Source organism: Sphingopyxis sp. (genome assembly GCF_035998905.1).
Classification (GTDB): domain Bacteria; phylum Pseudomonadota; class Alphaproteobacteria; order Sphingomonadales; family Sphingomonadaceae; genus Sphingopyxis.
Map to the genome: position 1 here is coordinate 281,850 of NZ_DASYHG010000009.1, position 18,721 is coordinate 300,570.

Genomic DNA, 18,721 nt, shown 5'->3' on the forward strand with positions numbered 1-18,721 from the left:
GGACCCTAGAGCGCCATGAACAGCGCTGCGGCGGTTGCACCGGCGATCGCGAGCAGGATCGCGGCGCGCGGTCCATAGGTACGGACAAGGCGCGCCGTTCGCGGTTCGGCGGGCGGCCAGTCGGCGATGCCGGCGGACTCGGTTTCGGGCCGGGCATGGGCGATGCGATCCGGGACGGCGGGCCGCGAGGCGAGGTCGGGGCCGCTGATCCCGCTCGCGAGCGCGAGCTTTTCGAACGCGACCGCCATCTTCCCCTCCTTGAGGATGCGCGCGACGCGCCCCTGCCGCGCGTCGCCCGGCGAGACGGGAAGCGCGCCGACGAGGCGTTCGACCTCGGCATCGAGTGCGTGCAGGTCGTCGATCGCCTCCATCGCGCGCGACCGGTCGCCGCGCTCGAGCGCGAGTTGCAGCCGGGTCAGCGACAAGAGGCCGATACGGCAGAACTGGAGCCCCAGCGCCTGATCGTCCGCGGTCGGCGGCGGGCCGAGCGGGTCGGGCTCGTGCCGGGTCGAAAGCGCGCTCATCATCCTTGCTCCTGTCCTCGCTCACCCCCCTGCCCGACTAGAGCGAAGCCGCGCGTGCGGGGAAGCGCCGATAGGCCCGCTGTGCCGCGGATGCGGCGGATGGTGGCACGGCATGGGCATGCGAGTTTGAAAGCAAGAAACGGGGCGCGGACCGGACGCCGCGATGGCAGGATCGGCGCATGACAGAGACGATGGAAACACGCATCGGCGCGCGTATCGAAGCGCCGGACCTTGACGCCATGGCTGCGGCGCTCGATCGCGACGGGTGGGCAGTGCTGCCGCGGCTGCTCAGCGACGCCGCGTGTGACGATATCGCGGCGCTTTATGCCGACGAGACGGGGTTCCGCAGCCAGGTACTCATGGCGCGGCACGGCTTCGGACGCGGCGAATATCGCTATTTTTCCTATCCGTTGCCGCCGCTCGTCGCGATGCTGCGGAGCGGGCTATACCTGTCGCTCGCGCCGATCGCCAACCGCTGGCACGAGCGAATGGGGATGGCGGCGCGCTTTCCCGCCGACCACGCCGAATATCTCGCGCGCTGCCATGAGGCGGGGCAGCGGCGGCCGACGCCGCTGCTGCTGCAATATGGGCCGGGCGATTATAATTGCCTGCACCAGGATTTGTACGGCGAGCATGTCTTTCCGTTGCAGGCCGCGGTGCTGCTGTCGGCGCCCGGCAGCGACTTCGACGGCGGCGAGTTCGTGCTGACCGAACAAAGGCCCCGGATGCAATCACGCGCCGCGGTGGTGCCGCTGGCGAAGGGCGATGCCGTCGTCTTTGCGGTGAACGCGCGGCCGGTGAAAGGCGCGCGCGGCGATTACCGCGTCGCGATGCGCCACGGGGTCAGCGAAATCCGGTCGGGACGGCGGCACACGCTGGGGGTGATTTTCCACGATGCCACCTGAGGCGGCGGCAGGAGGGGATCGCCCGGCTCAATATCCCAGCGTCGCCTCGAGGAACCAGATGCGCTGCTGCGTCTCGTCGGCCCAGCCGTCGACCAGCCCGCTCGTCGCGATATCGCCGTCGGCTTCGGCGGCGGCCTTCACCTCCTTGAGCTGGCCGAGCAGGATCTTGTTGTCGTCGGCGAGCGCGCGGATCATCGCCTCGGCGCCCAGGCCCGCGCTGTCATCGTCGCGGATCGACGCGCGGCGGCCGATGTCGCCGATCGAACGCAGGGTCGGCGCGCCATTCTTGCGCACCCGCTCGGCAATCAGGTCGGTCGTCGCGAAAATCTGCGCCGCCTGTTCGTCGAACAGCAGGTGCAATTCGCGAAACTGCGGACCCTGGACGTGCCAATGATAGTTTTTGGTCTTGAGATAGAGCGCGAAACTGTCGGCGAGCAGCGCGTTCAGCGCATCGGCGACGGCGGGAGCATTGTCGGTTTTCTGGGACATGGGAGCATCCTTTCTTTGCTCCCCCGATATAGCGAAGAGGGGCAGGGCTTTCCCATTGAAGCTTTGGGTAAGCTTCATCGATAAAAACGATAAGAACTAATTGGTCGAATCAATCATCCGATCAATCCAAATGCGCCCAACGCCATGCGGATGCCCCAAAGCGTCAGGATGACCGCGCTCGCCCAGCGCAGGACGCGCGCCGCGCGCCGTTCGGCGAGCGCCGGGCCGAAGGCGAGGAAGGGCAGCATCGCGAGCGTCCAGCCGATAAGCCCGCCCGCCGCGGCCCATTGCCCCGCACCGCTCGTCGCGGCGAGCGCGCCGATCAGGAAATGGCTGCGATCGCCGAACTGCGCGGCGAGCATCCGCCCCGCCAGCAGCGCCGGCGGAGCGTCATCGGCGCCGGCATCGGAGAGGAGCCTCACGCGCCAGAGCAGCGCCACCGCCGCCGACAGCATCGCGAGCGCAACGAGCAGGGCGGCTACTCCCTGCCCGATCAGGCCGTTCGCGATCGCCCCCGCGACCGCCGCAACGACGGCATTGATGATGAAGGCGCCGAACGCGATGACCACCGTGACGCGGCGGTCGGCGCGAACGCTCAGCAGCCGCGACAAGAATATCCCGCTGCGCCCGTCGGCATTGGCGAGCAGCACCGCCACCAGCGCAAGCATGATTGCATCCATCGACTATGTCTGAATCGTCGGCGCTTTGGCGTCAATGCCCCAGCCGCACCGCGACCGATGCCAGCCACGCTTCGTGCGCGGCCGCCGGAAGAGTCCCGCGCGGCGCACTCGCGGCATCGCTCATCGCATCGAGATAGGTCAGGATCGCCGCGCGATAGCCGCCCCCGGCGACCGCCGATTCGAGCCGGCTCGCCAGCGTCTCGACCGCGGCAAAGCCGTTGTCGCGCGCGAGGCAGCGGATGTCGTCGATCCCCTGGACGATCTGCGCGAGCGCGCAGTGCGGCAGCGCTTCGGCGAGCGCGCCGATCTGGCCGGTAATCCGGTTCTGCATGTCGAGATATGGGTCGGTCTGGTTTCGCATCGTCCACCCCCTTGTTCGCACGGGAAACGATGCGCTTTTTTGGTTAACGCGCGGTTAGCGGTGACCGGGCAGGCCGCCGAGGCTCTGTTTGCTGCGATACATGTCGCGGTCGGCGGCGGCCAATATGTCCGATTCGGTCATGCCGGTCTGGAGCATCGCAATGCCGAAACAGGCCGACAGCGCAATCTCGTGCCCGTCATAATGCGTCGGCGCGGCGGTCAGCACCTCGCACAGCCGGGTAACCTGCGCGCGTGCGCCTTCCTCGCTCGACTGGTCGAGGATCAGGCCGAACTCGTCGCCGCCGATGCGCGCCGCGACGTCGGTCGCACGGATCGACGCGGCGAGCCGCTTGGCGATTTCGAGCAGCGCAAAGTCGCCTGCGGCATGGCCGAAATTATCGTTGATATATTTGAGCTGGTTGACGTCGACAAAGACGACCGCGGCGCGTTCGGCGTGGCGTTCGAAGCGCGCCATGCGGTGATGGATCGCGGTCAGGAAATAGCGGCGGTTGAACAGCGGGGTCAGCGTATCGCGCTCGGACACGCGTTCGAGTTCGGCGACGGCGATCTTCAATACGCGGTTTTCGCGGCGCAACGCGTCGCGTTCCCGGCGTATTTCACGCAGCTGGTCCTCGATGGAGTCAACGGATACGGCGCCGAACTGGTCGACTGCGATCCGTGCCCCCCCTACGCTATCCATGCCTGATCCCCGGCGCGCCCTACCCTCCGCCGGCCGAACGCCAACGGATCTAAGTCCGGCAACCCTAGCCGCGACTTGATACCAATCGGTAAACGCCCCGGACATCAATTGCGCGGCGTTGCCCGCAGGGAACACAGTCGCTAGGGGGAAGGCGGCGGCGATTCATCGCCGCCCACAGGAGGGATCGGGTGATGGGCGATAGTGCGCCGCAAGTCGGTGTGATCATGGGAAGCCAGTCGGACTGGCCGACGATGGCGCACGCGGTCCAGATCCTCGAAGAATTCGGCATCGCGCACGAGGTGCAGATCGTCTCGGCGCATCGCACCCCCGATCGCCTCGTCGCCTATGCCAAAAGCGCGGCCGACCGCGGACTGAAGGCGATCATCGCGGGCGCCGGCGGCGCCGCGCACCTGCCCGGCATGGTCGCATCGATGACGCGCGTGCCGGTGCTCGGCGTGCCCGTCCAGTCGGCGGCCTTGAGCGGCGTCGACAGCCTTTATTCGATCGTCCAGATGCCCGGCGGCATTCCGGTCGCGACCTTTGCGATCGGCAAGGCGGGCGCGACCAACGCCGGACTGTTCGCCGCCGCGCTGCTCGCCAACGAAGACGCGGCGCTCGCCGAAAAGCTCGTCGCATGGCGCGAGGCGCAGGCGAACAGCGTCGCCCCTACCCCTGTGCGCGAGGGCTGATCTGTTGCTCCCACCCGGTTCGACGATCGGCATATTGGGCGGCGGCCAGCTCGGGCGCATGCTCGCGGTCGCAGCGGCGCAGCTCGGCTACCGGGTTCATATCTACGCCCCCGACGCGGAAAGCGTCGCCGCCGAGGTGACCGCGCATCACACGCAGGCGGCGTGGGACGACGAGCCGCGCCTCGCGGCCTTTGCCTCGCATTGCGACGTCGTCACCTATGAATTCGAAAATGTCCCGGTCGACACGGTGCGCTTCCTGTCGGGGCATGTCGCGGTCCGTCCGGGGTATGAAGGCCTCGAAATCGCGCAGGACCGGCTTTCCGAAAAGAATTTCGTCGCCGGGCTCGGCGGCCGGCCCGCCCCCTTCGCCGCGGTGCCCGACCGCGCGGCGCTCGACGCGGCGCTGGACCGGATCGGCGCCCCCGCGATCCTGAAGACGGTGCGCATGGGGTATGACGGCAAGGGGCAGGCGCGCCTCGCCACCGCCGCCGACGCCGATGCCGCGTGGGAAATGATCGACCGCCACGCCGCGGTGCTCGAAGGCTTCGTCACCTTCGCGCATGAATTTTCGGTGCTGCTCGTGCGCGGCATCGACGGCGAGGTCCGCTTCTGGGACTCGCCCGTCAACGTCCACGAAGGCGGCATCCTCGCGACATCGACCCTGCCCCCGCCGGGGGCCGTGCTCGACCAGCAGGACGAGGCGCGCGCGCTGATGGCCCGGATCGCCGCGGAGCTCGATTATGTCGGCGTCCTGACCGGCGAATTTTTCGTGAGCGACGACGGCCCGATCTTCAACGAGATGGCACCGCGGGTTCACAACAGCGGTCACTGGACGATCGAAGGCGCGGTCGTCAGCCAGTTCGAAAATCATATCCGCGCCGTCGCCGGCCTGCCGCTCGGCAGCACCGAAACCGCGGTCTTGCCGGTGGTCATGCACAATCTGATCGGCGGCGGGATCGAAACCGTCCCCGACCTGCTCGCCGACCCCGCCTGCCATGTCCATCATTATGGAAAAGCCGAGGTTCGCGACGGCCGCAAGCTCGGCCACGCCACCTGGGTTGGAACCTCTCCCGCATGAATCATCCCGAAATCACGCTGGTTCTTGCGCGCGCCGCCAACGGCGTGATCGGCGCCGACGGCAAGATGCCCTGGCACCTGCCCGCCGATCTTCGCCGCTTCAAGCAGCTCACCATGGGCCGTCCGATGATCATGGGGCGCAAGACCTTCGACAGCCTGCCCGCGATCCTCGAAGGGCGCCGCCACATCGTCCTCACCCGCGATCCCGAATGGCAGGATGAGGGCGCCGAGCCGGTGGCGACGATCGAGGAGGCGCTGAAGCTCGCCAACGCGCCGCATGTGATGGTGATCGGCGGCGCCGAAATCTATCGCCTGTTCCTGCCGCTCGCCGACCGCATCGAACTCACCGAGGTCGCCCTCGAACCCAAGGGCGATGCGATCATCGATTATCCCGCCGCTGCCGACTGGAACGAAAGCGCGCGCGAAGATCATCCCGCCGACGACGCCGGCCGCCCGGCCTACAGCTTCGTCACGCTGACAAGGAAATAGGCCGATGCGCCGCTGGATCCTGAGCATCCTCATCCTGATCGCACTCGCCGCGGCCGCCTTTTTCACGCTCGCCCCCGGCATGATCGAACGGGATCTCAACAAGATCGACGGCAAGCCGCTCCCCGCGGTCAGCGCGCGCGCAGAGGCGCTGCACAAGACGCTGACGATCGTCGACCTGCACAGCGACAGCCTGCTCTGGAGCCGCAACTTCCTCGATCGCGCCGACCGCGGCCATATGGACCTGCCGCGACTGCGGGACGGCAATGTCGCGCTGCAGGTGCTGGCGAGCACGACCAAATCGCCCAAGAACCAGAATTACGACGCAAACGGCGCCGACACCGACAACATCACTGCGCTAGTGATTGCCCAGCTTCAGCCGGTGCGGACGTGGAACTCGTTGCTCGAACGAGCGCTATGGCATGCCGAAAAGCTGGATCGATTTGCCCGAGCAGACGGCAGCAAACTGCGAACCGTGATGAAAGACGATCATATCGATGTCGTTTTGCGCGCACGAGATCGCGATAAGAAGCTGGTCGGCGCGATGCTCAGCATCGAGGGGCTGCACGTCCTCGAAGGCAAGCTCGCCAACCTCGACAAGCTCTACGCCGCGGGCTTCCGCATGGCGGGGCTCACCCATTTCTTCGACAATGATCTCGCGGGGTCGATGCACGGGCTCAAAAAGGGCGGGCTCACTCCGCTCGGGCGACAGGTCGTCGCCGACATGGAAGCCAAGGGCATGATCGTCGACATCGCCCATTGCTCCAGCGCCTGCGTCGCCGACATCCTCAAGATGGCGCGCCGCCCCGTCGTCTCCAGCCACGGCGGCGTGCAGGCGACGTGCAAGGTCAACCGCAACCTCAGCGACGAACAAATCCGGGGTGTCGCCGCGACCGGCGGCCTCATCGGCATCGGCTATTGGGACGCCGCGGTGTGCGACACCTCGCCCGCGAGCATCGCGAAGGCGATGAAGCATGTCCGCGACCTCGTCGGCATCCAGTATGTCGCGCTCGGCAGCGACTATGACGGCGCGACCACGGTGCGCTTCGACACGTCGAAGCTCGTGCAGGTGACGCAGGCGCTGATCGATGCGGGCTTTTCCGACGACGAGATCCGCGCCGTCATGGGCGGCAACGCGATCCGCGTGCTCAGGGCGGGGCTCGTGCCGCTCACTCCGCCCGCCCCATGATCCGCCTTGACGGCCACGACCGCGTCGACGAACCCTTGCGCGGCGGAGTGATCGCGCTCGGCAATTTCGACGGCTTCCACGCGGGACATCAGGCGGTCGTCGGCCGCGCGGTGCGCCACGCGCGCGACGAGGGCCGCCCGGCGATCGTCGCGACCTTCGACCCGCACCCGGTGCGCTTCTTCAAACCCGACGTCGCGCCCTTCCGCCTGACGACGCTCGACCAGCGGCAGGAACTCTTCGCCGCCGCGGGCGCCGACGCGATGCTCGTCCTGCCGTTCGACGCAACGCTCGCGGGGACCACGGCCGAGGATTTCATCACCGAACTGCTCCTCGACCGCTATGGCGCCGCCGGCGTCGTCACCGGCGCCGATTTCGTCTTCGGCAAGGGCCGCGGCGGCAATGTCGTCACGCTCGCCGACCACGCGCGCCGTCTCGGCTTCTTCACCGAAATGGTCGCGCCCGTCGACGACGCCGAAGAGGTGATTTCGTCGAGCCGCATCCGCGAAGCGTTGCAAGCAGGCGACTGCCCCGCCGCGGCGCGCCTCCTCACCCGCCCCTTCACGGTGCGCGGGCAGGTGCAGCACGGCGACAAGAACGGCCGCCTTCTGGGCTTTCCGACCGCCAACATCGACATGGGGCAATATCTGCGTCCGCGTTACGGCATCTACGCCGTCACCGGGAAGCTTCCCGACGGCCGCATCCTCAAGGGCGCGGCAAACCTCGGCATCCGCCCGAGCTTCGATCCGCCAAAGGAATTGCTCGAACCGCATTTCTTCGACTTTGCCGAAGATTTGTACGGACAGGAAATCGACGTCGCCTTCCACGCCTTCATCCGCCCCGAGGCGAAATTCGACGACATGGACGCGCTGATGGCGCAGATCGCGGCCGATTGCGACGAGGCGAAGCGATTGTTGGCTGACGTTTAATTGACGAGGGGGCGTGATGACCGATAGCGACTGGGCATCAGCCCTCGAAGGCCCACCGAAAAAACCCATGAAGCGCCGCACCAAGATCCTGCTCTGGATCTTCGCCGCGATCGTCGCCTGGCTCACCCTGTCGAACGCCAGCTGGCTCGCCCCCGATCCTGCCGGAAAACCGAAGCTCATCGCACACCGCGGCGTCTATCACCTCTACGACAAGCGCGCCGCCGCCGGCCGCGACACCTGCACCGCCGCGCGCGCGCTGCCGCCAAGCCATGATGTGTTCGAAAACACCCCCGAATCGATGCGCTGGGCGGTCGGGCTCGGCGCGAACATGGTCGAGGTCGACGTCGCCCCGACGAAGGACGGCCGCATGGTCCTCTTCCACGACTGGACCGTCGATTGCCGCACCGATGGCAAGGGCGAGACGCGCGACCTGACGCTCGCCGAATTGAAAGCGCTCGACATCGGCTATGGCTATACCGCCGACGGCGGCCAGACCTTCCCCTTGCGCGGCAAGGGCATCGGCAAGATGCCGACCGTCGAGGAGGGCCTCGCCGCGCTCCCCGTCCACCCGATCCTCTTCAACTTCAAGTCGAAGGACTCGCGCGAGGCCGACCAGCTTTTCGCCATCCTGAAGGCATCGGGCCGCGACAGCGCGAAACTCGGTGACGCCTTCTATGGCGCCGAAGCGCCCGTAAAGCGCATGCGCGAACTGCTGCCCGCCAACTGGTCGTTCGACCTCAAAGGCGGCGCCAGGGCATGCACCAAGGACTATGCCCTCTACGGCTGGACGGGCATCGTCCCCGAAAGCTGCCGGAACGGCGTGATCGTCATCCCGATCAACTATCAATGGGCTTTCTGGGGCTGGCCCGACCGGCTGATCGCGCGAATGGACAGCGTCGGCGCGCGCGTGATCGTGCTCGGCCCCTATGAAAGCGGCAAGTCGAACGAGGGGCTGACGACGCCGCAGCAACTCGCCAAGGTCCCCGCGAGCTTCAACGGCTATATCTGGGTCGAGGATATCCGCGAGGTCGGCCCGGCGCTCAGGCCGCGGCAGAAATGAAAATCCTCTCCCGTCTTGCGGGAGAGGGCAGCGAGACTTGCGAGCTTGCTCGCTAGTCGCAGCGGGTGAGGGTCCGGCAACGTCACATACCCTCACCCAGCTCCAGCTAGGCAGCAAGCTGCCAAGCTTCCACATCCCTCTCCCCCAAGGGGAGAGGAAGGTTTGCTCCCACGCAAATCTGCGCTAAGCGGCCGCGCATGACCGACAGCACGCCCACCGCAGAACAGCGCGATTATCGCGACACCGTCTTCCTGCCCAAGACCGACTTCCCGATGAAGGCCGGCCTGCCGCAGAAGGAGCCGTTGATTCTGGCGAAATGGATCGAGGGCAATCTCGAAGGGCAGATTCGCGAGAGCCGCAAGGGCCGCGACCAGTTCATCCTCCACGACGGTCCGCCCTATGCCAATGGCGACATGCATATCGGCCATGCGCTCAACCATATCCTGAAGGACATGGTCGTCCGCACCCAGACGCTGAAGGGCAAGGACGCGCCCTACGTCCCCGGCTGGGACTGCCACGGCCTGCCGATCGAGTGGAAGGTCGAGGAGCAGTATCGCAAGAAAAAGCTCAACAAGGACGAGGTTCCGGTCGAGGAATTCCGCGCCGAATGCCGCGCCTATGCGCAGCACTGGGTCGACACCCAGCGCGAGCAGCTGAAGCGCCTCGGCATCGGCGGCGACTGGGACCATCCGTACCTGACGATGGATTATGAGGCCGAGGCCACCATCGTGCGCGAACTGCTCAAATTCGCCGCCAACGACATGCTCTATCGCGGCGCCAAGCCGGTGATGTGGTCGCCGGTCGAAAAGACCGCGCTCGCCGAGGCCGAGGTCGAATATGAGGATATCGTCTCGACGCAGATCGATGTGGCGTTCGAGATCGTCGAAAGCCCGATCGCGGAACTGGTCGGCGCACATGCGGTGATCTGGACGACGACGCCTTGGACGATCCCGGTCAATCAGGCTTTGGCCTATGGGCCGGATGTCGAATATCAAATCGGCGACGTCACGGTGCACGCCAAGGGTTTGGAGCGGTTCCAAGGCCGCTTCATTGTAGCGGTCCAGTTGCTGGATACGTTCAAGCAGCGCGTCGAACGCTTTCTTCGCGCGCAGCCGGAAGCGAGTGATTGGCCGACGGACGCTCCGATCCTCGAATGGGATTACGTCGCGGTTCCCGAGCGGGCTGACGTCGCATTCCCTGGCGCCGTCATCAAAGGCTCCGACCTCGCCGGCACCATTGCACGCCACCCGATGCACAAGCTCGGCGGCTTCTTCGCGCGTCCGCGTCCCTTCCTCGCGGGCGATTTCGTCACCACCGACAGCGGCACCGGGCTCGTCCATATGTCGCCCGATCATGGCGAGGATGATTTCGACCTGTGCAAGGCGAACGGGCTCGATCCCGTGTTCGCGGTCGAGGGCGACGGCAAATATCGCGCGGATTGGGGCTGGCTCGGCGGTCAGGGATCGGTGATCAACCCCAAGTTCAACGCGCCCGACGGCCCAATCTGTTCGGACCTTCGCGACGCCGGCGCACTGCTCGCCGCCAGCGCCGATTACCAGCACAGCTATCCGCACAGCTGGCGCTCGAAGGCCAAGGTCATCTATCGCTGCACCCCGCAATGGTTCGTGCCGATGGACAAGGTGATGACGCATATCGAGCCCAAGACCCCGCGCGAAAAGCGCTGGGAGAATGAGGGCGGCGCGCTCAACCCGCACGAGGAGGATCTCTGCGACGCCCCGACCTTGCGGCAAGCGGCGATGCAGGCGATCGACGACACGCGCTTCGTCCCCGCCAAGGGCCGCAACCGCATCGGGTCGATGGTCGAGGGGCGCCCCGACTGGGTGCTGTCGCGCCAGCGCGCCTGGGGCGTGCCGATCACGCTCTTCGTCGACCGCAAGACCGGCCATTATCTGAACGACCCGATCGTCAACGACCGCATCGTCGCGGCGGTGCGCGAGGGCGGGGTCGACGCATGGAACGACGCGCGCGCGCAGGAATATCTTGGGCCGGACTATGACGCCGCCGATTACGAGCGCATCGTCGACATTCTCGACGTCTGGTTCGATTCGGGCTGCACCCACGCCTTCGTGCTCGAAAGCGGCAAATGGCCCGCGCTCGTCCGTCACGACGGCGGCACCCACAGCGCCGACCTCTATCTCGAAGGCAGCGACCAGCATCGCGGCTGGTTCCAGTCGTCGCTGCTCGAAAGCTGCGGCACGCGCGGACAGGCGCCGTACAAGGCGGTGCTGACGCACGGCTTCACGATGGATGCCAAGGGCTTCAAACAGTCGAAGTCGCTCGGCAACACGACCGATCCCGTCAAGGTAATGGAAACCAACGGCGCCGACATTATCCGCCTGTGGGCGCTGAGCGTCGACTTCACAGAAGATCACCGCATCGGCGACGAGATCCTGAAGGGCGTCGCCGACCAGTATCGCAAGCTGCGCAACACCTTCCGCTACCTGCTCGGCGCGCTCGACGGCTTTACCGAAGAGGAACGCGTCAGCGACGTTTCGGCGATGCCCGAGCTTGAGCGCTATATGCTCAGCCTGCTCGCCGACCTCGACGCGAAGATGCATCAGGCGGTCGATGATTTCGACTTCAACAGCTACACACGCCTGCTCGCCGATTTCTGCAACGAGGATCTGTCGGCCTTCTATTTCGATATCCGCAAGGACGTCCTCTACTGCGACCTCGGCCCCGCCGCGCCGCTCGGCACCGACACCCGCCGCGCCTATCGCAGCGTGCTCGATGTGCTGTTTCATGCGCTCGTGCGTTACGCCGCGCCGGTGCTGGTGTTCACCAGCGAAGAAGTGTGGGGCACGCGCTATCCCGATGCGGGCAGTGTGCATTTGCTCGAATGGCCGACGGTCGATGCCGCATGGAATGACGCCGCGCTTGCCGCCAAATGGGCGGGCGTGCGGACCCAGCGCGAGGCGGTGACCGAAGCGATCGAACCCTATCGCCGCGAAAAGACGATCCGTTCGAGCCTCGAGGCCGAGGTCACGATTCCTGATCCGACGCTCGATCCCGCGGCGCTCGAGGAAATCTTCATCGTGTCGGTCGCGCGCGCCGGGGACGAACTGGCCGTCACCCGCACCGAAAACCACAAATGCGGCCGCTGCTGGCGCCACCTGCCCGAGGTCGAAACCGACGGCGCCTTGTGCAATCGCTGCGACACGGTATTGACCGCGGCATGAGCAGCACCCGTTCCCCGCACCTGCGCTTCGGCCTGATCTTCGCCGCGGTCGCCTTCATCCTCGACCAGATCACCAAATGGGTGATCACGGTGCCGCTGTCGCTCGAACCCAAGGGGCAGATCGAGGTCGTCTCCTTCTTCAACCTGACCTGGGCGGAGAATTGCGGGATTTCGCTGTCGATGTTCGCGAGCTGCACCGACACGACGCGCTGGACGCTCGTCGCGGTTACCGGGATCGTCGCCGCCGCGGTCGCCTTCTGGATGACGCGCGAACAGGCGAAGGGCGACGTGATCGCGCTCGCGATGATCCTCGGCGGCGCGCTCGGCAATATCGTCGACCGCGTGCGTTTCGGCTATGTCGTCGACTTCGCCGACCTGCATTTCGGCGATTTCCGCCCCTTCATGATCTTCAACGTCGCCGATGCGTGCATCACCATCGGCGTGCTTTTGCTGGTTGCGCGCGCGCTGCTCTTGGGCGAAAAGGCCGGGAGCACGGGCGGCCAGCCGTCCGCCGAGTAACGGGGCGCATAGGAGAATATATAAGTGAACCGGACCACCGCCATCCTGGCCGCCTCGATCCTTGCCACGACGCTGTCGGCCTGCGGGTCGAACAGCCTGTTCAGCCGCGACCGTCCCGACGAAATGATGGTGTCGCGCCAGGCGCCGCTCGTCGTGCCGCCCGACTATGCGCTGACCCCGCCCGCCCCCGGCACCGCGCGTCCCGGCGGCGAATCGACCGCCGAACAGACGCTGCGCGCGCTCTTCGGCGGCCCGTCGGCGCGTAGCCCCGGCGAAACGCAGATCATCGGCAGCGCCGACGGCGCGCGCGCCGACCCCGGCATCCGCAGCCAGGTCGGCAGCCCCGACACGCAGGTCGTCGACAAGGGCCTCGTCGTCCGCGACATCCTCGCCGCGCCCGAAGGCGACGGCCGCGACGCGTCGGCGGCGATCCCGACCGCCTGAACGGCCCCGTGAACCGTTTATGAGGACGGCCCGGCATCCCCGGGCCGTTTTCTTTTGGGGCTCAGCTGAACAGGTTCGACAACAACAGCACCGCAATCAGGCTTTCGACCATCGCGCGCGAAGCATGGCCGAATGCGCGCAACCGGCTACATTTCAGATGCTGGACGAACCAGGCGGTCTGCAGCGTGCCGAACCACAGCAGCGCAGCCAGCCCCAGCAGCGCGCCCGTCAGGATCGACCATTCGTGCGCCAGCCGGATCAGCACCTCGCTGGCGCCGAGCAGGATTGCGAGCAGCGCGACGACATAGCATTGGCTGTAAAAGGGGGCGCGCAGCGTCGCGCGCGTCAGTTCGACCTTGCGCGCGCGCAGCAGCCGCGTCGCCATCATCACCGCGAACAGGCTGTACGACACGATACGCAGCATGATCAGGTCGGTGTTGGTGCTTACGAGCGCCGACAGGCCGACCTTGCTCGTCACCACCGCATCATTGCCGATCAGCGCGAGTTCGGCGGCGTGGACGATGATCAGCGACAGCAGCAGGAACAGCGGCGGCGACAGCGTGTCGGTATATTGCTGGTCCTGGGTGTCGCCCTGCTCGAGGTCCGAATAATCCATCATCTTCAACGGACGGACAAGCGTGCGCCACAGCGTGATCGGATAAAAGACCAGCCACGACATGACCTCATAGAGCAATTCGTCGAGCGATTGCAGGAGGTTGAAGAAATTCACCTGTCTACCCCCTTGCGGCATTCATCCGCGCAAGGCGGAGAAAATATCAGCCCTTATTTGAAGACCTTCTTCGGCGTCAGGTCCAGGCACTTCTCCCAGATCGGTTTCGCCTTGTCGGCATCGATCTTGACCACCAGATGCCGGATATAGACGGTGTCCTTGTCGAGACCCAGCTTCGCACCGCGTCGTTCGCTTTCGGCAACCCAGTAACGGGCAAATTTGTCGCCGGTGGGCGAAGGCACAGCGACCGCCGCAAACTGGCTGTATGCCCGGCATTCCATCGCCTCGTCCAGCCCGGCTTCCTTTGCGGCGATATCGTCGGCCGCCGCCGAAGCCAGCAACAGCATCGCAGCGAGCATGGTACCGCCGCTCAAGCCCGTGCGCCCGCTTCCTCGACGCCCGCGCTGTTGTGGCGCAGCGCCTTCAGCACCGTATCGACGATCTGCGGCGCGTTGAGCCCCGCCTCGTCATATTGCAGCTCGGGCTTGTCCTGGTCCTGGAAGACGTCGGGCAGGCGCATCGTGCGCAGCTTCAGCCCCGCGTCGATCAGCCCCTCGTCGCTCGCGAGCGTCAGCACGTGCGCGCCGAGCCCGCCGACGCTGCCTTCCTCGACCGTCACGCACACCTCGTGAGCGGCAAGCGTCTTGCGGATGAGCTCCTCGTCGAGCGGTTTCGCGAAGCGCAGGTCGATCACGCTCGTCGACAGCCCGCGCGCCTCCAGCGTGTCGGCCGCCTTCAGCGCCTCGGCGAGCCGCGTGCCGAGCGACAGGATCGCGACGGTCTTGCCGGACCGCACGACGCGACCCTTGCCGATCTCCAGCTTTTGCGGAACCTCGGGCAGCGCCACGCCGGTGCCGTTGCCGCGCGGATAGCGGAAGGCGATCGGGCCATCGTCATATTCGGCCGCAGTATAGGTCATGTGCACGAGTTCGGCCTCGTCGGCCGCCGCCATCACCACCATGTTGGGCAAGGTCGCGAGGTAAGTGACATCGAACGACCCCGCATGCGTCGAGCCGTCGGCACCGACGAGCCCCGCACGGTCGATCGCAAAACGCACCGGCAAATTCTGGATCGCGACATCGTGGACGACCTGATCGTACGCGCGCTGGAGGAAGGTCGAATAGATCGCCGCGAACGGCCGCATTCCCTGCGCCGCAAGCCCAGCAGCAAAGGTCACCGCATGCTGCTCGGCAATCCCGACGTCGAAGGTGCGGTCGGGGTGCGCCTTCGCAAATTTGTCGACGCCGGTGCCCGACGGCATCGCCGCAGTGATCGCGACGATGCGCTTGTCGGTGTCGGCGAGCTTCGCGAGCGTTTCGCCGAAGACATTCTGATACGCCGGCGGTCCCGGAGGCGCCTTCGCCTGCACCCCGGTGATCACGTCGAATTTCTGCACGCCATGATATTTGTCGGCGGCGGCCTCCGCCGGGGCATAGCCCTTGCCCTTCACCGTCACCGCGTGGATCAGCACCGGGCCATGGTCGCTGTCGCGCACATTTTCGAGCACCGGGATCAGATGCTCCAGATTATGCCCGTCGATCGGCCCGACATAATAAAAGCCGAGTTCCTCGAACAGCGTCCCGCCCATCGCCATGCCGCGCGCATATTCGTCGGTCTTTTTCGCCGCCTTGTGCAGCGGTTCGGGCAGCTTGCGCGCAAAGCGCCGCGCGATCTCGCGCAGTTCGATGAACGGCCGCGATGACACCAGCTTCGCCAGATAAGCCGAAAGTCCGCCGACGGGCGGCGCGATCGACATATCATTGTCGTTGAGGATGACGATCAGCCGGTTGCCCGCCGCGGCGGCATTGTTCATCGCCTCATAGGCCATGCCCGCCGACATCGACCCGTCGCCGATCACCGCGATCGCGCGGCCCGGCTCGTCCTTCAGCTTGTTGGCTATCGCAAAGCCCAAGGCCGCGCTGATCGAGGTCGACGAATGCGCCGCGCCGAACGGGTCATATTCGCTCTCGCTGCGCTTGGTGAACCCCGACAATCCGCCGCCGGTGCGCAGCGTGCGGATCCGGTCGCGCCGCCCGGTGATGATCTTGTGCGGATAGCATTGGTGCCCGACGTCCCACACAATCTTGTCGCGCGGGGTGTCGAACACATAATGGAGCGCGGTCGTCAGCTCGACGACCCCCAGCCCGCTGCCCAGATGCCCTCCCGTCGTGCCGACGGCCGAGATCATCTCGGCGCGCAGCTCGTCGGCGAACTGGCGGAGGTCTTCGGGCTTCAGCTTGCGGAGGTCGGCGGGGACATCCACCGTGTCGAGCAGCGGCGTATGCGGACGGTCGGTCATGTCGCCGTCATACTGCCAAGCGCATGGGGTGTCGAACGAAAAGGGGCCGCCTCAACGCCCCGGAATCGCCGGGTTGCGGATATCCTCGACCAGCCGCCAGCATCCGCCGGCGGGTTCGAAGACCAGCGAACCGCTCGTCCCGATCCGCTCGATCAGCGTTCCCGGCCCGTCGCCCTCGCCCGGTTCGAAGCGCCCCTCGGTCCAGTCGGCGCGGCGGCGGCCACCCGGCGCATCGCGGAAATCGACCTCGACATAGGCGAGCAGCGCGGGGTCGCCGCCGCCGGGCGCCTCGAAGGCCCGGATCGACGTTCCCGTGACATAGCTGTAGTCGATCATCGCAATCGGAAAATCGCCGCGATCGAGATAGGCCCTCGCCGGGACGTCGCGCGTCCGGCCGCCTTCGGTCACGCGAACGCTTGCGGCGCTGTGGCGTTCGCGCACTGCGCCGCTGTTGGCAAAAGGCCACACAAAGGCCGGAAAATCCTGCGCATCGCACGCACCCTTCGCTTCGGCGAGATGAAAGCGATCGCTTTCGTCCGACGCCGCATCGGCCGCCGACGCCGTCGATGCGAGCAGCGCGAGCGCTGCCGCCATCAGCCGGCCGATAGATCGTTCAGTCCTTGTCATCGCGGTTTGTCTCCTTGTCGTTCGCGGCCGCCTTCGCCGCGTCGACCTGCGCATAGAGGCCGCGCACCATCAAATCTGTGAACACGAGCATAACCCCGACCATGCCGAGGAACAGCGCGACCGCGACCGCGGGAAGCGGACCGATATTCTCGATCCCGTCGCGCTTCATCAGGACCGCGACAAGCGCCGCAGCGGCCATCAGCGCATAGCCGATAAAACGCGGCACGCGGCTCATGACGCAGCGCTCGCCGGGGAACCAATGGCGCAGTGGGGGGATATGAAAGCGGCGAAGGCGTTTCGGTGCATGAAAGGTCCATGCGGCCAAACGCATACTTCGGCAAGACGAAGCCGTTGCAATGGCGGGTCAATCACTTACACCCCCGATCAGAGGGGGCAAAAAAACAAGGATGCGGATACTCATGCCCGATTTCACGATGTTGTTCCGCATAGGCCGTCCATTGCGTTCGATCCCGGCGCTTGCCCTTGTCGCCTTTGCTGCCTTCACATCGCCCGCCGCCGCCGAAGAGGCGCCGCTTCCCTACGACATCGCCCGTGCCGCCGACACGCGCCTCGCTCCGGGTCTCGAACCGGGCATCGAGGAACCGGCGCGCTATCTCCAGAACAGCGAGATCGACGAGAATATCATCCTCCCGCCCGCGCGGCCGCAGGACGACGATCCCGACCGCAAATGGTCGCGCGACTATTTTGCGGTCGCCGCGGGGGTGCTCAACAACCCGCGCTACAACGGCTCCGACGACCGCCGCACCCTGCCCGCCTTTTACCTGCGCGGACGGATCAGCGGCTATTCCTTTTCGACCCGCGGCACCAATTTCCAGGTCGATTTGATCCGCCAGCGGCGCGGCCAAAAGACCGATTTCAAATTTGGCCCGACGATCAGCCTGCGCGGCGATCGCAGCGGCAAGGTCGACGATCCGCAGGTCGCGGCGCTCGGCAAGCGCAAGGTCGCGGTCGAAATGGGGCTGTTCGCCGGGGTCACCCACACGGGGGTGATCACCAGCGAATATGACCAGCTCGGCATCCGCCTGTCGGCGTCGAAGGACATATCGGGCCGCCACGGCAGCTGGACCGCGTCGCCGACGATCGACTACGGCACCCCGCTGTCGAAGCGCGCCTATCTGGGCTTTTCGGCGTCGGTGAACTTCTACGGCAAGGGTTTCGGCCGCTATTATTACGACATCGACGCCGCGGACAGCGCGGCGAGCGGGCTCCCCGTCTATGACGCCGCGGGACGCAAGGCGACCGCGGGTAAATATACGCTCGGCGTCGCGGGCGCCTATGCGCTGTCGGGCGACCTGCGCAAGGGCTTCACGCTGATCGGCGGCGCGCAATATGGCCGCATGCTCTCGCGCTTTGCAAAATCGCCGATCGTCGCCGACGTCGGCAGCGCCGACCAGTGGGTCTTCGGCGGCGGGCTGGCATACCAGTTCTGACGGGCGCGGCCGGTTGCGGGCATACTATTTTCGCCTATGATCGGGTTATGAATTTCATTGCTCTTGTAGCAAGCGCCGTGGCGTTCGCCTCATGCTTGGCTGGCCTCGTCTTGCTTTGGCGCGCGAAGGCGTATGCGGTGCTGACCTACCTGTTTGCGCTGCCGGTGCTACAATTGTTGGCGCTTGGGTTTTTACCGATTGGTCCGCGTATCATTGCGTCGGGAATCGGTGCTCTTGTGATTGCTGCTCCAGTTGCGTTTATGCAAAGGAAAGCGAAGGCAAGGGCGGCAAAAACGGCGCTCTAGCCGAAGTCCGCTCTCGACCGGTTGCGGACTCTCGGTTCTTATAACTTCGTCATTCCCGCGAA

The 18,721-nt window shown here is 65.9% G+C and carries 22 protein-coding genes; 12 read left to right on the top strand and 10 right to left on the bottom strand.

The window, feature by feature from the left end; translation table 11 throughout:
* Positions 1 to 5 precede the first annotated feature (5 nt).
* Positions 6 to 524: a hypothetical protein gene (locus tag VGN62_RS03705; protein WP_327451296.1), complete on the bottom strand. Its 519-nt coding sequence runs from the start codon at positions 522 to 524 to the stop codon at positions 6 to 8.
* Positions 525 to 715: 191 nt separating this feature from the next.
* On the opposite strand from VGN62_RS03705, the gene VGN62_RS03710 reads away from it, so the two are divergent.
* A complete protein-coding gene (locus VGN62_RS03710; RefSeq protein ID WP_327451360.1) occupies positions 716 to 1,429 on the top strand; it encodes a 2OG-Fe(II) oxygenase in 714 nt (237 codons plus the stop codon).
* Between the two features lie 27 nt (positions 1,430 to 1,456).
* Here the strand turns inward: VGN62_RS03710 and VGN62_RS03715 are convergent, their stop codons facing one another.
* The 4 genes from VGN62_RS03715 to VGN62_RS03730 all read right to left on the bottom strand — a co-directional run bounded on the left by VGN62_RS03715 (position 1,457) and on the right by VGN62_RS03730 (position 3,658).
* Entirely contained in the window at positions 1,457 to 1,918 is a 462-nt protein-coding gene (locus VGN62_RS03715; protein WP_327451298.1) for a DNA starvation/stationary phase protection protein, read from the bottom strand.
* A gap of 113 nt (positions 1,919 to 2,031) precedes the next feature.
* A complete protein-coding gene (locus tag VGN62_RS03720; RefSeq protein WP_327451300.1) occupies positions 2,032 to 2,586 on the bottom strand; it encodes a hypothetical protein in 555 nt (184 codons plus the stop codon).
* A 43-nt stretch (positions 2,587 to 2,629) separates the two neighbouring features.
* On the bottom strand, positions 2,630 to 2,959 hold the full coding sequence (locus VGN62_RS03725; protein WP_327451302.1) for a hypothetical protein: 330 nt from the start codon (positions 2,957 to 2,959) through the stop codon (positions 2,630 to 2,632).
* Between the two features lie 54 nt (positions 2,960 to 3,013).
* Positions 3,014 to 3,658: a GGDEF domain-containing protein gene (locus VGN62_RS03730; protein ID WP_327451304.1), complete on the bottom strand. Its 645-nt coding sequence runs from the start codon at positions 3,656 to 3,658 to the stop codon at positions 3,014 to 3,016.
* Positions 3,659 to 3,849: 191 nt separating this feature from the next.
* Between VGN62_RS03730 and purE the strand changes: the two genes are divergently transcribed.
* The 9 genes from purE to VGN62_RS03775 all read left to right on the top strand — a co-directional run bounded on the left by purE (position 3,850) and on the right by VGN62_RS03775 (position 13,247).
* Positions 3,850 to 4,347: a 5-(carboxyamino)imidazole ribonucleotide mutase gene (purE, locus tag VGN62_RS03735; protein WP_327451305.1), complete on the top strand. Its 498-nt coding sequence runs from the start codon at positions 3,850 to 3,852 to the stop codon at positions 4,345 to 4,347.
* A 4-nt stretch (positions 4,348 to 4,351) separates the two neighbouring features.
* Positions 4,352 to 5,425 (top strand): 5-(carboxyamino)imidazole ribonucleotide synthase, encoded by a 1,074-nt coding sequence (locus VGN62_RS03740; RefSeq protein ID WP_327451307.1) that lies wholly within the window; start codon positions 4,352 to 4,354, stop codon positions 5,423 to 5,425.
* The gene (locus tag VGN62_RS03745) at positions 5,422 to 5,913 is read left to right on the top strand and encodes a dihydrofolate reductase (RefSeq protein ID WP_327451309.1); all 492 of its coding nucleotides are present in this window, start codon (positions 5,422 to 5,424) and stop codon (positions 5,911 to 5,913) included. The genes VGN62_RS03740 and VGN62_RS03745 overlap by 4 nt, the downstream gene beginning before the upstream one ends.
* 4 nt (positions 5,914 to 5,917) lie before the next feature.
* Complete coding sequence (locus VGN62_RS03750) at positions 5,918 to 7,099, top strand: dipeptidase (RefSeq protein WP_327451311.1); 1,182 nt, start codon at positions 5,918 to 5,920, stop codon at positions 7,097 to 7,099.
* Positions 7,096 to 8,025 (top strand): bifunctional riboflavin kinase/FAD synthetase, encoded by a 930-nt coding sequence (locus VGN62_RS03755; RefSeq protein ID WP_327451313.1) that lies wholly within the window; start codon positions 7,096 to 7,098, stop codon positions 8,023 to 8,025. Before VGN62_RS03750 ends, VGN62_RS03755 begins: the two co-directional genes overlap by 4 nt.
* A 16-nt stretch (positions 8,026 to 8,041) precedes the next feature.
* Positions 8,042 to 9,085, top strand: a complete 1,044-nt coding sequence (locus VGN62_RS03760; RefSeq protein WP_327451315.1) for a glycerophosphodiester phosphodiesterase family protein — start codon at positions 8,042 to 8,044, stop codon at positions 9,083 to 9,085.
* A 197-nt stretch (positions 9,086 to 9,282) separates the two neighbouring features.
* The gene (locus tag VGN62_RS03765) at positions 9,283 to 12,285 is read left to right on the top strand and encodes an isoleucine--tRNA ligase (RefSeq protein ID WP_327451317.1); all 3,003 of its coding nucleotides are present in this window, start codon (positions 9,283 to 9,285) and stop codon (positions 12,283 to 12,285) included.
* On the top strand, positions 12,282 to 12,803 hold the full coding sequence (lspA, locus tag VGN62_RS03770; protein ID WP_327451319.1) for a signal peptidase II: 522 nt from the start codon (positions 12,282 to 12,284) through the stop codon (positions 12,801 to 12,803). The genes VGN62_RS03765 and lspA overlap by 4 nt, the downstream gene beginning before the upstream one ends.
* 24 nt (positions 12,804 to 12,827) lie before the next feature.
* Positions 12,828 to 13,247, top strand: a complete 420-nt coding sequence (locus VGN62_RS03775) for a DUF3035 domain-containing protein (RefSeq protein ID WP_327451321.1) — start codon at positions 12,828 to 12,830, stop codon at positions 13,245 to 13,247.
* A gap of 61 nt (positions 13,248 to 13,308) precedes the next feature.
* Here VGN62_RS03775 and VGN62_RS03780 read toward each other — a convergent pair whose 3' ends face one another.
* Genes VGN62_RS03780 through VGN62_RS03800 form a run of 5 tightly spaced genes read right to left on the bottom strand, consistent with a single transcriptional unit; the run spans position 13,309 to position 17,138 of the window.
* A complete protein-coding gene (locus VGN62_RS03780; protein ID WP_327451324.1) occupies positions 13,309 to 13,977 on the bottom strand; it encodes a hypothetical protein in 669 nt (222 codons plus the stop codon).
* 53 nt (positions 13,978 to 14,030) lie between these two features.
* Positions 14,031 to 14,351 (bottom strand): hypothetical protein, encoded by a 321-nt coding sequence (locus tag VGN62_RS03785; protein WP_327451326.1) that lies wholly within the window; start codon positions 14,349 to 14,351, stop codon positions 14,031 to 14,033.
* On the bottom strand, positions 14,348 to 16,276 hold the full coding sequence (gene dxs, locus VGN62_RS03790) for a 1-deoxy-D-xylulose-5-phosphate synthase (protein ID WP_327451328.1): 1,929 nt from the start codon (positions 16,274 to 16,276) through the stop codon (positions 14,348 to 14,350). Before dxs ends, VGN62_RS03785 begins: the two co-directional genes overlap by 4 nt.
* Positions 16,277 to 16,327: 51 nt before the next feature.
* Positions 16,328 to 16,903: a hypothetical protein gene (locus tag VGN62_RS03795; protein ID WP_327451330.1), complete on the bottom strand. Its 576-nt coding sequence runs from the start codon at positions 16,901 to 16,903 to the stop codon at positions 16,328 to 16,330.
* Complete coding sequence (locus VGN62_RS03800; protein ID WP_327451332.1) at positions 16,890 to 17,138, bottom strand: hypothetical protein; 249 nt, start codon at positions 17,136 to 17,138, stop codon at positions 16,890 to 16,892. Before VGN62_RS03800 ends, VGN62_RS03795 begins: the two co-directional genes overlap by 14 nt.
* 184 nt (positions 17,139 to 17,322) lie before the next feature.
* On the opposite strand from VGN62_RS03800, the gene VGN62_RS03805 reads away from it, so the two are divergent.
* Both VGN62_RS03805 and VGN62_RS03810 read left to right on the top strand, forming a co-directional pair.
* Positions 17,323 to 18,354: a MipA/OmpV family protein gene (locus VGN62_RS03805; RefSeq protein ID WP_327451334.1), complete on the top strand. Its 1,032-nt coding sequence runs from the start codon at positions 17,323 to 17,325 to the stop codon at positions 18,352 to 18,354.
* Between the two features lie 47 nt (positions 18,355 to 18,401).
* Entirely contained in the window at positions 18,402 to 18,659 is a 258-nt protein-coding gene (locus VGN62_RS03810; RefSeq protein ID WP_327451336.1) for a hypothetical protein, read from the top strand.
* Positions 18,660 to 18,721 lie beyond the last annotated feature (62 nt).

Excerpts from the sequence above, each read along its gene's own strand:
- VGN62_RS03705 (WP_327451296.1), bottom strand. The coding sequence starts at position 524 with ATGAGCGCGCTTTCGACCCGGCACGAGCCCGACCCGCTCGGCCCGCCG.
- VGN62_RS03710 (WP_327451360.1), top strand. The coding sequence starts at position 716 with ATGGAAACACGCATCGGCGCGCGTATCGAAGCGCCGGACCTTGACGCC.
- VGN62_RS03715 (WP_327451298.1), bottom strand. The coding sequence starts at position 1,918 with ATGTCCCAGAAAACCGACAATGCTCCCGCCGTCGCCGATGCGCTGAAC.
- VGN62_RS03720 (WP_327451300.1), bottom strand. The coding sequence starts at position 2,586 with ATGCTTGCGCTGGTGGCGGTGCTGCTCGCCAATGCCGACGGGCGCAGC.
- VGN62_RS03725 (WP_327451302.1), bottom strand. The coding sequence starts at position 2,959 with ATGCGAAACCAGACCGACCCATATCTCGACATGCAGAACCGGATTACC.
- VGN62_RS03730 (WP_327451304.1), bottom strand. The coding sequence starts at position 3,658 with ATGGATAGCGTAGGGGGGGCACGGATCGCAGTCGACCAGTTCGGCGCC.
- purE (WP_327451305.1), top strand. The coding sequence starts at position 3,850 with ATGGGCGATAGTGCGCCGCAAGTCGGTGTGATCATGGGAAGCCAGTCG.
- VGN62_RS03745 (WP_327451309.1), top strand. The coding sequence starts at position 5,422 with ATGAATCATCCCGAAATCACGCTGGTTCTTGCGCGCGCCGCCAACGGC.
- VGN62_RS03750 (WP_327451311.1), top strand. The coding sequence starts at position 5,918 with ATGCGCCGCTGGATCCTGAGCATCCTCATCCTGATCGCACTCGCCGCG.
- VGN62_RS03755 (WP_327451313.1), top strand. The coding sequence starts at position 7,096 with ATGATCCGCCTTGACGGCCACGACCGCGTCGACGAACCCTTGCGCGGC.
- VGN62_RS03760 (WP_327451315.1), top strand. The coding sequence starts at position 8,042 with ATGACCGATAGCGACTGGGCATCAGCCCTCGAAGGCCCACCGAAAAAA.
- VGN62_RS03765 (WP_327451317.1), top strand. The coding sequence starts at position 9,283 with ATGACCGACAGCACGCCCACCGCAGAACAGCGCGATTATCGCGACACC.
- lspA (WP_327451319.1), top strand. The coding sequence starts at position 12,282 with ATGAGCAGCACCCGTTCCCCGCACCTGCGCTTCGGCCTGATCTTCGCC.
- dxs (WP_327451328.1), bottom strand. The coding sequence starts at position 16,276 with ATGACCGACCGTCCGCATACGCCGCTGCTCGACACGGTGGATGTCCCC.
- VGN62_RS03795 (WP_327451330.1), bottom strand. The coding sequence starts at position 16,903 with ATGACAAGGACTGAACGATCTATCGGCCGGCTGATGGCGGCAGCGCTC.
- VGN62_RS03800 (WP_327451332.1), bottom strand. The coding sequence starts at position 17,138 with ATGAGCCGCGTGCCGCGTTTTATCGGCTATGCGCTGATGGCCGCTGCG.
- VGN62_RS03805 (WP_327451334.1), top strand. The coding sequence starts at position 17,323 with ATGCCCGATTTCACGATGTTGTTCCGCATAGGCCGTCCATTGCGTTCG.
- VGN62_RS03810 (WP_327451336.1), top strand. The coding sequence starts at position 18,402 with ATGAATTTCATTGCTCTTGTAGCAAGCGCCGTGGCGTTCGCCTCATGC.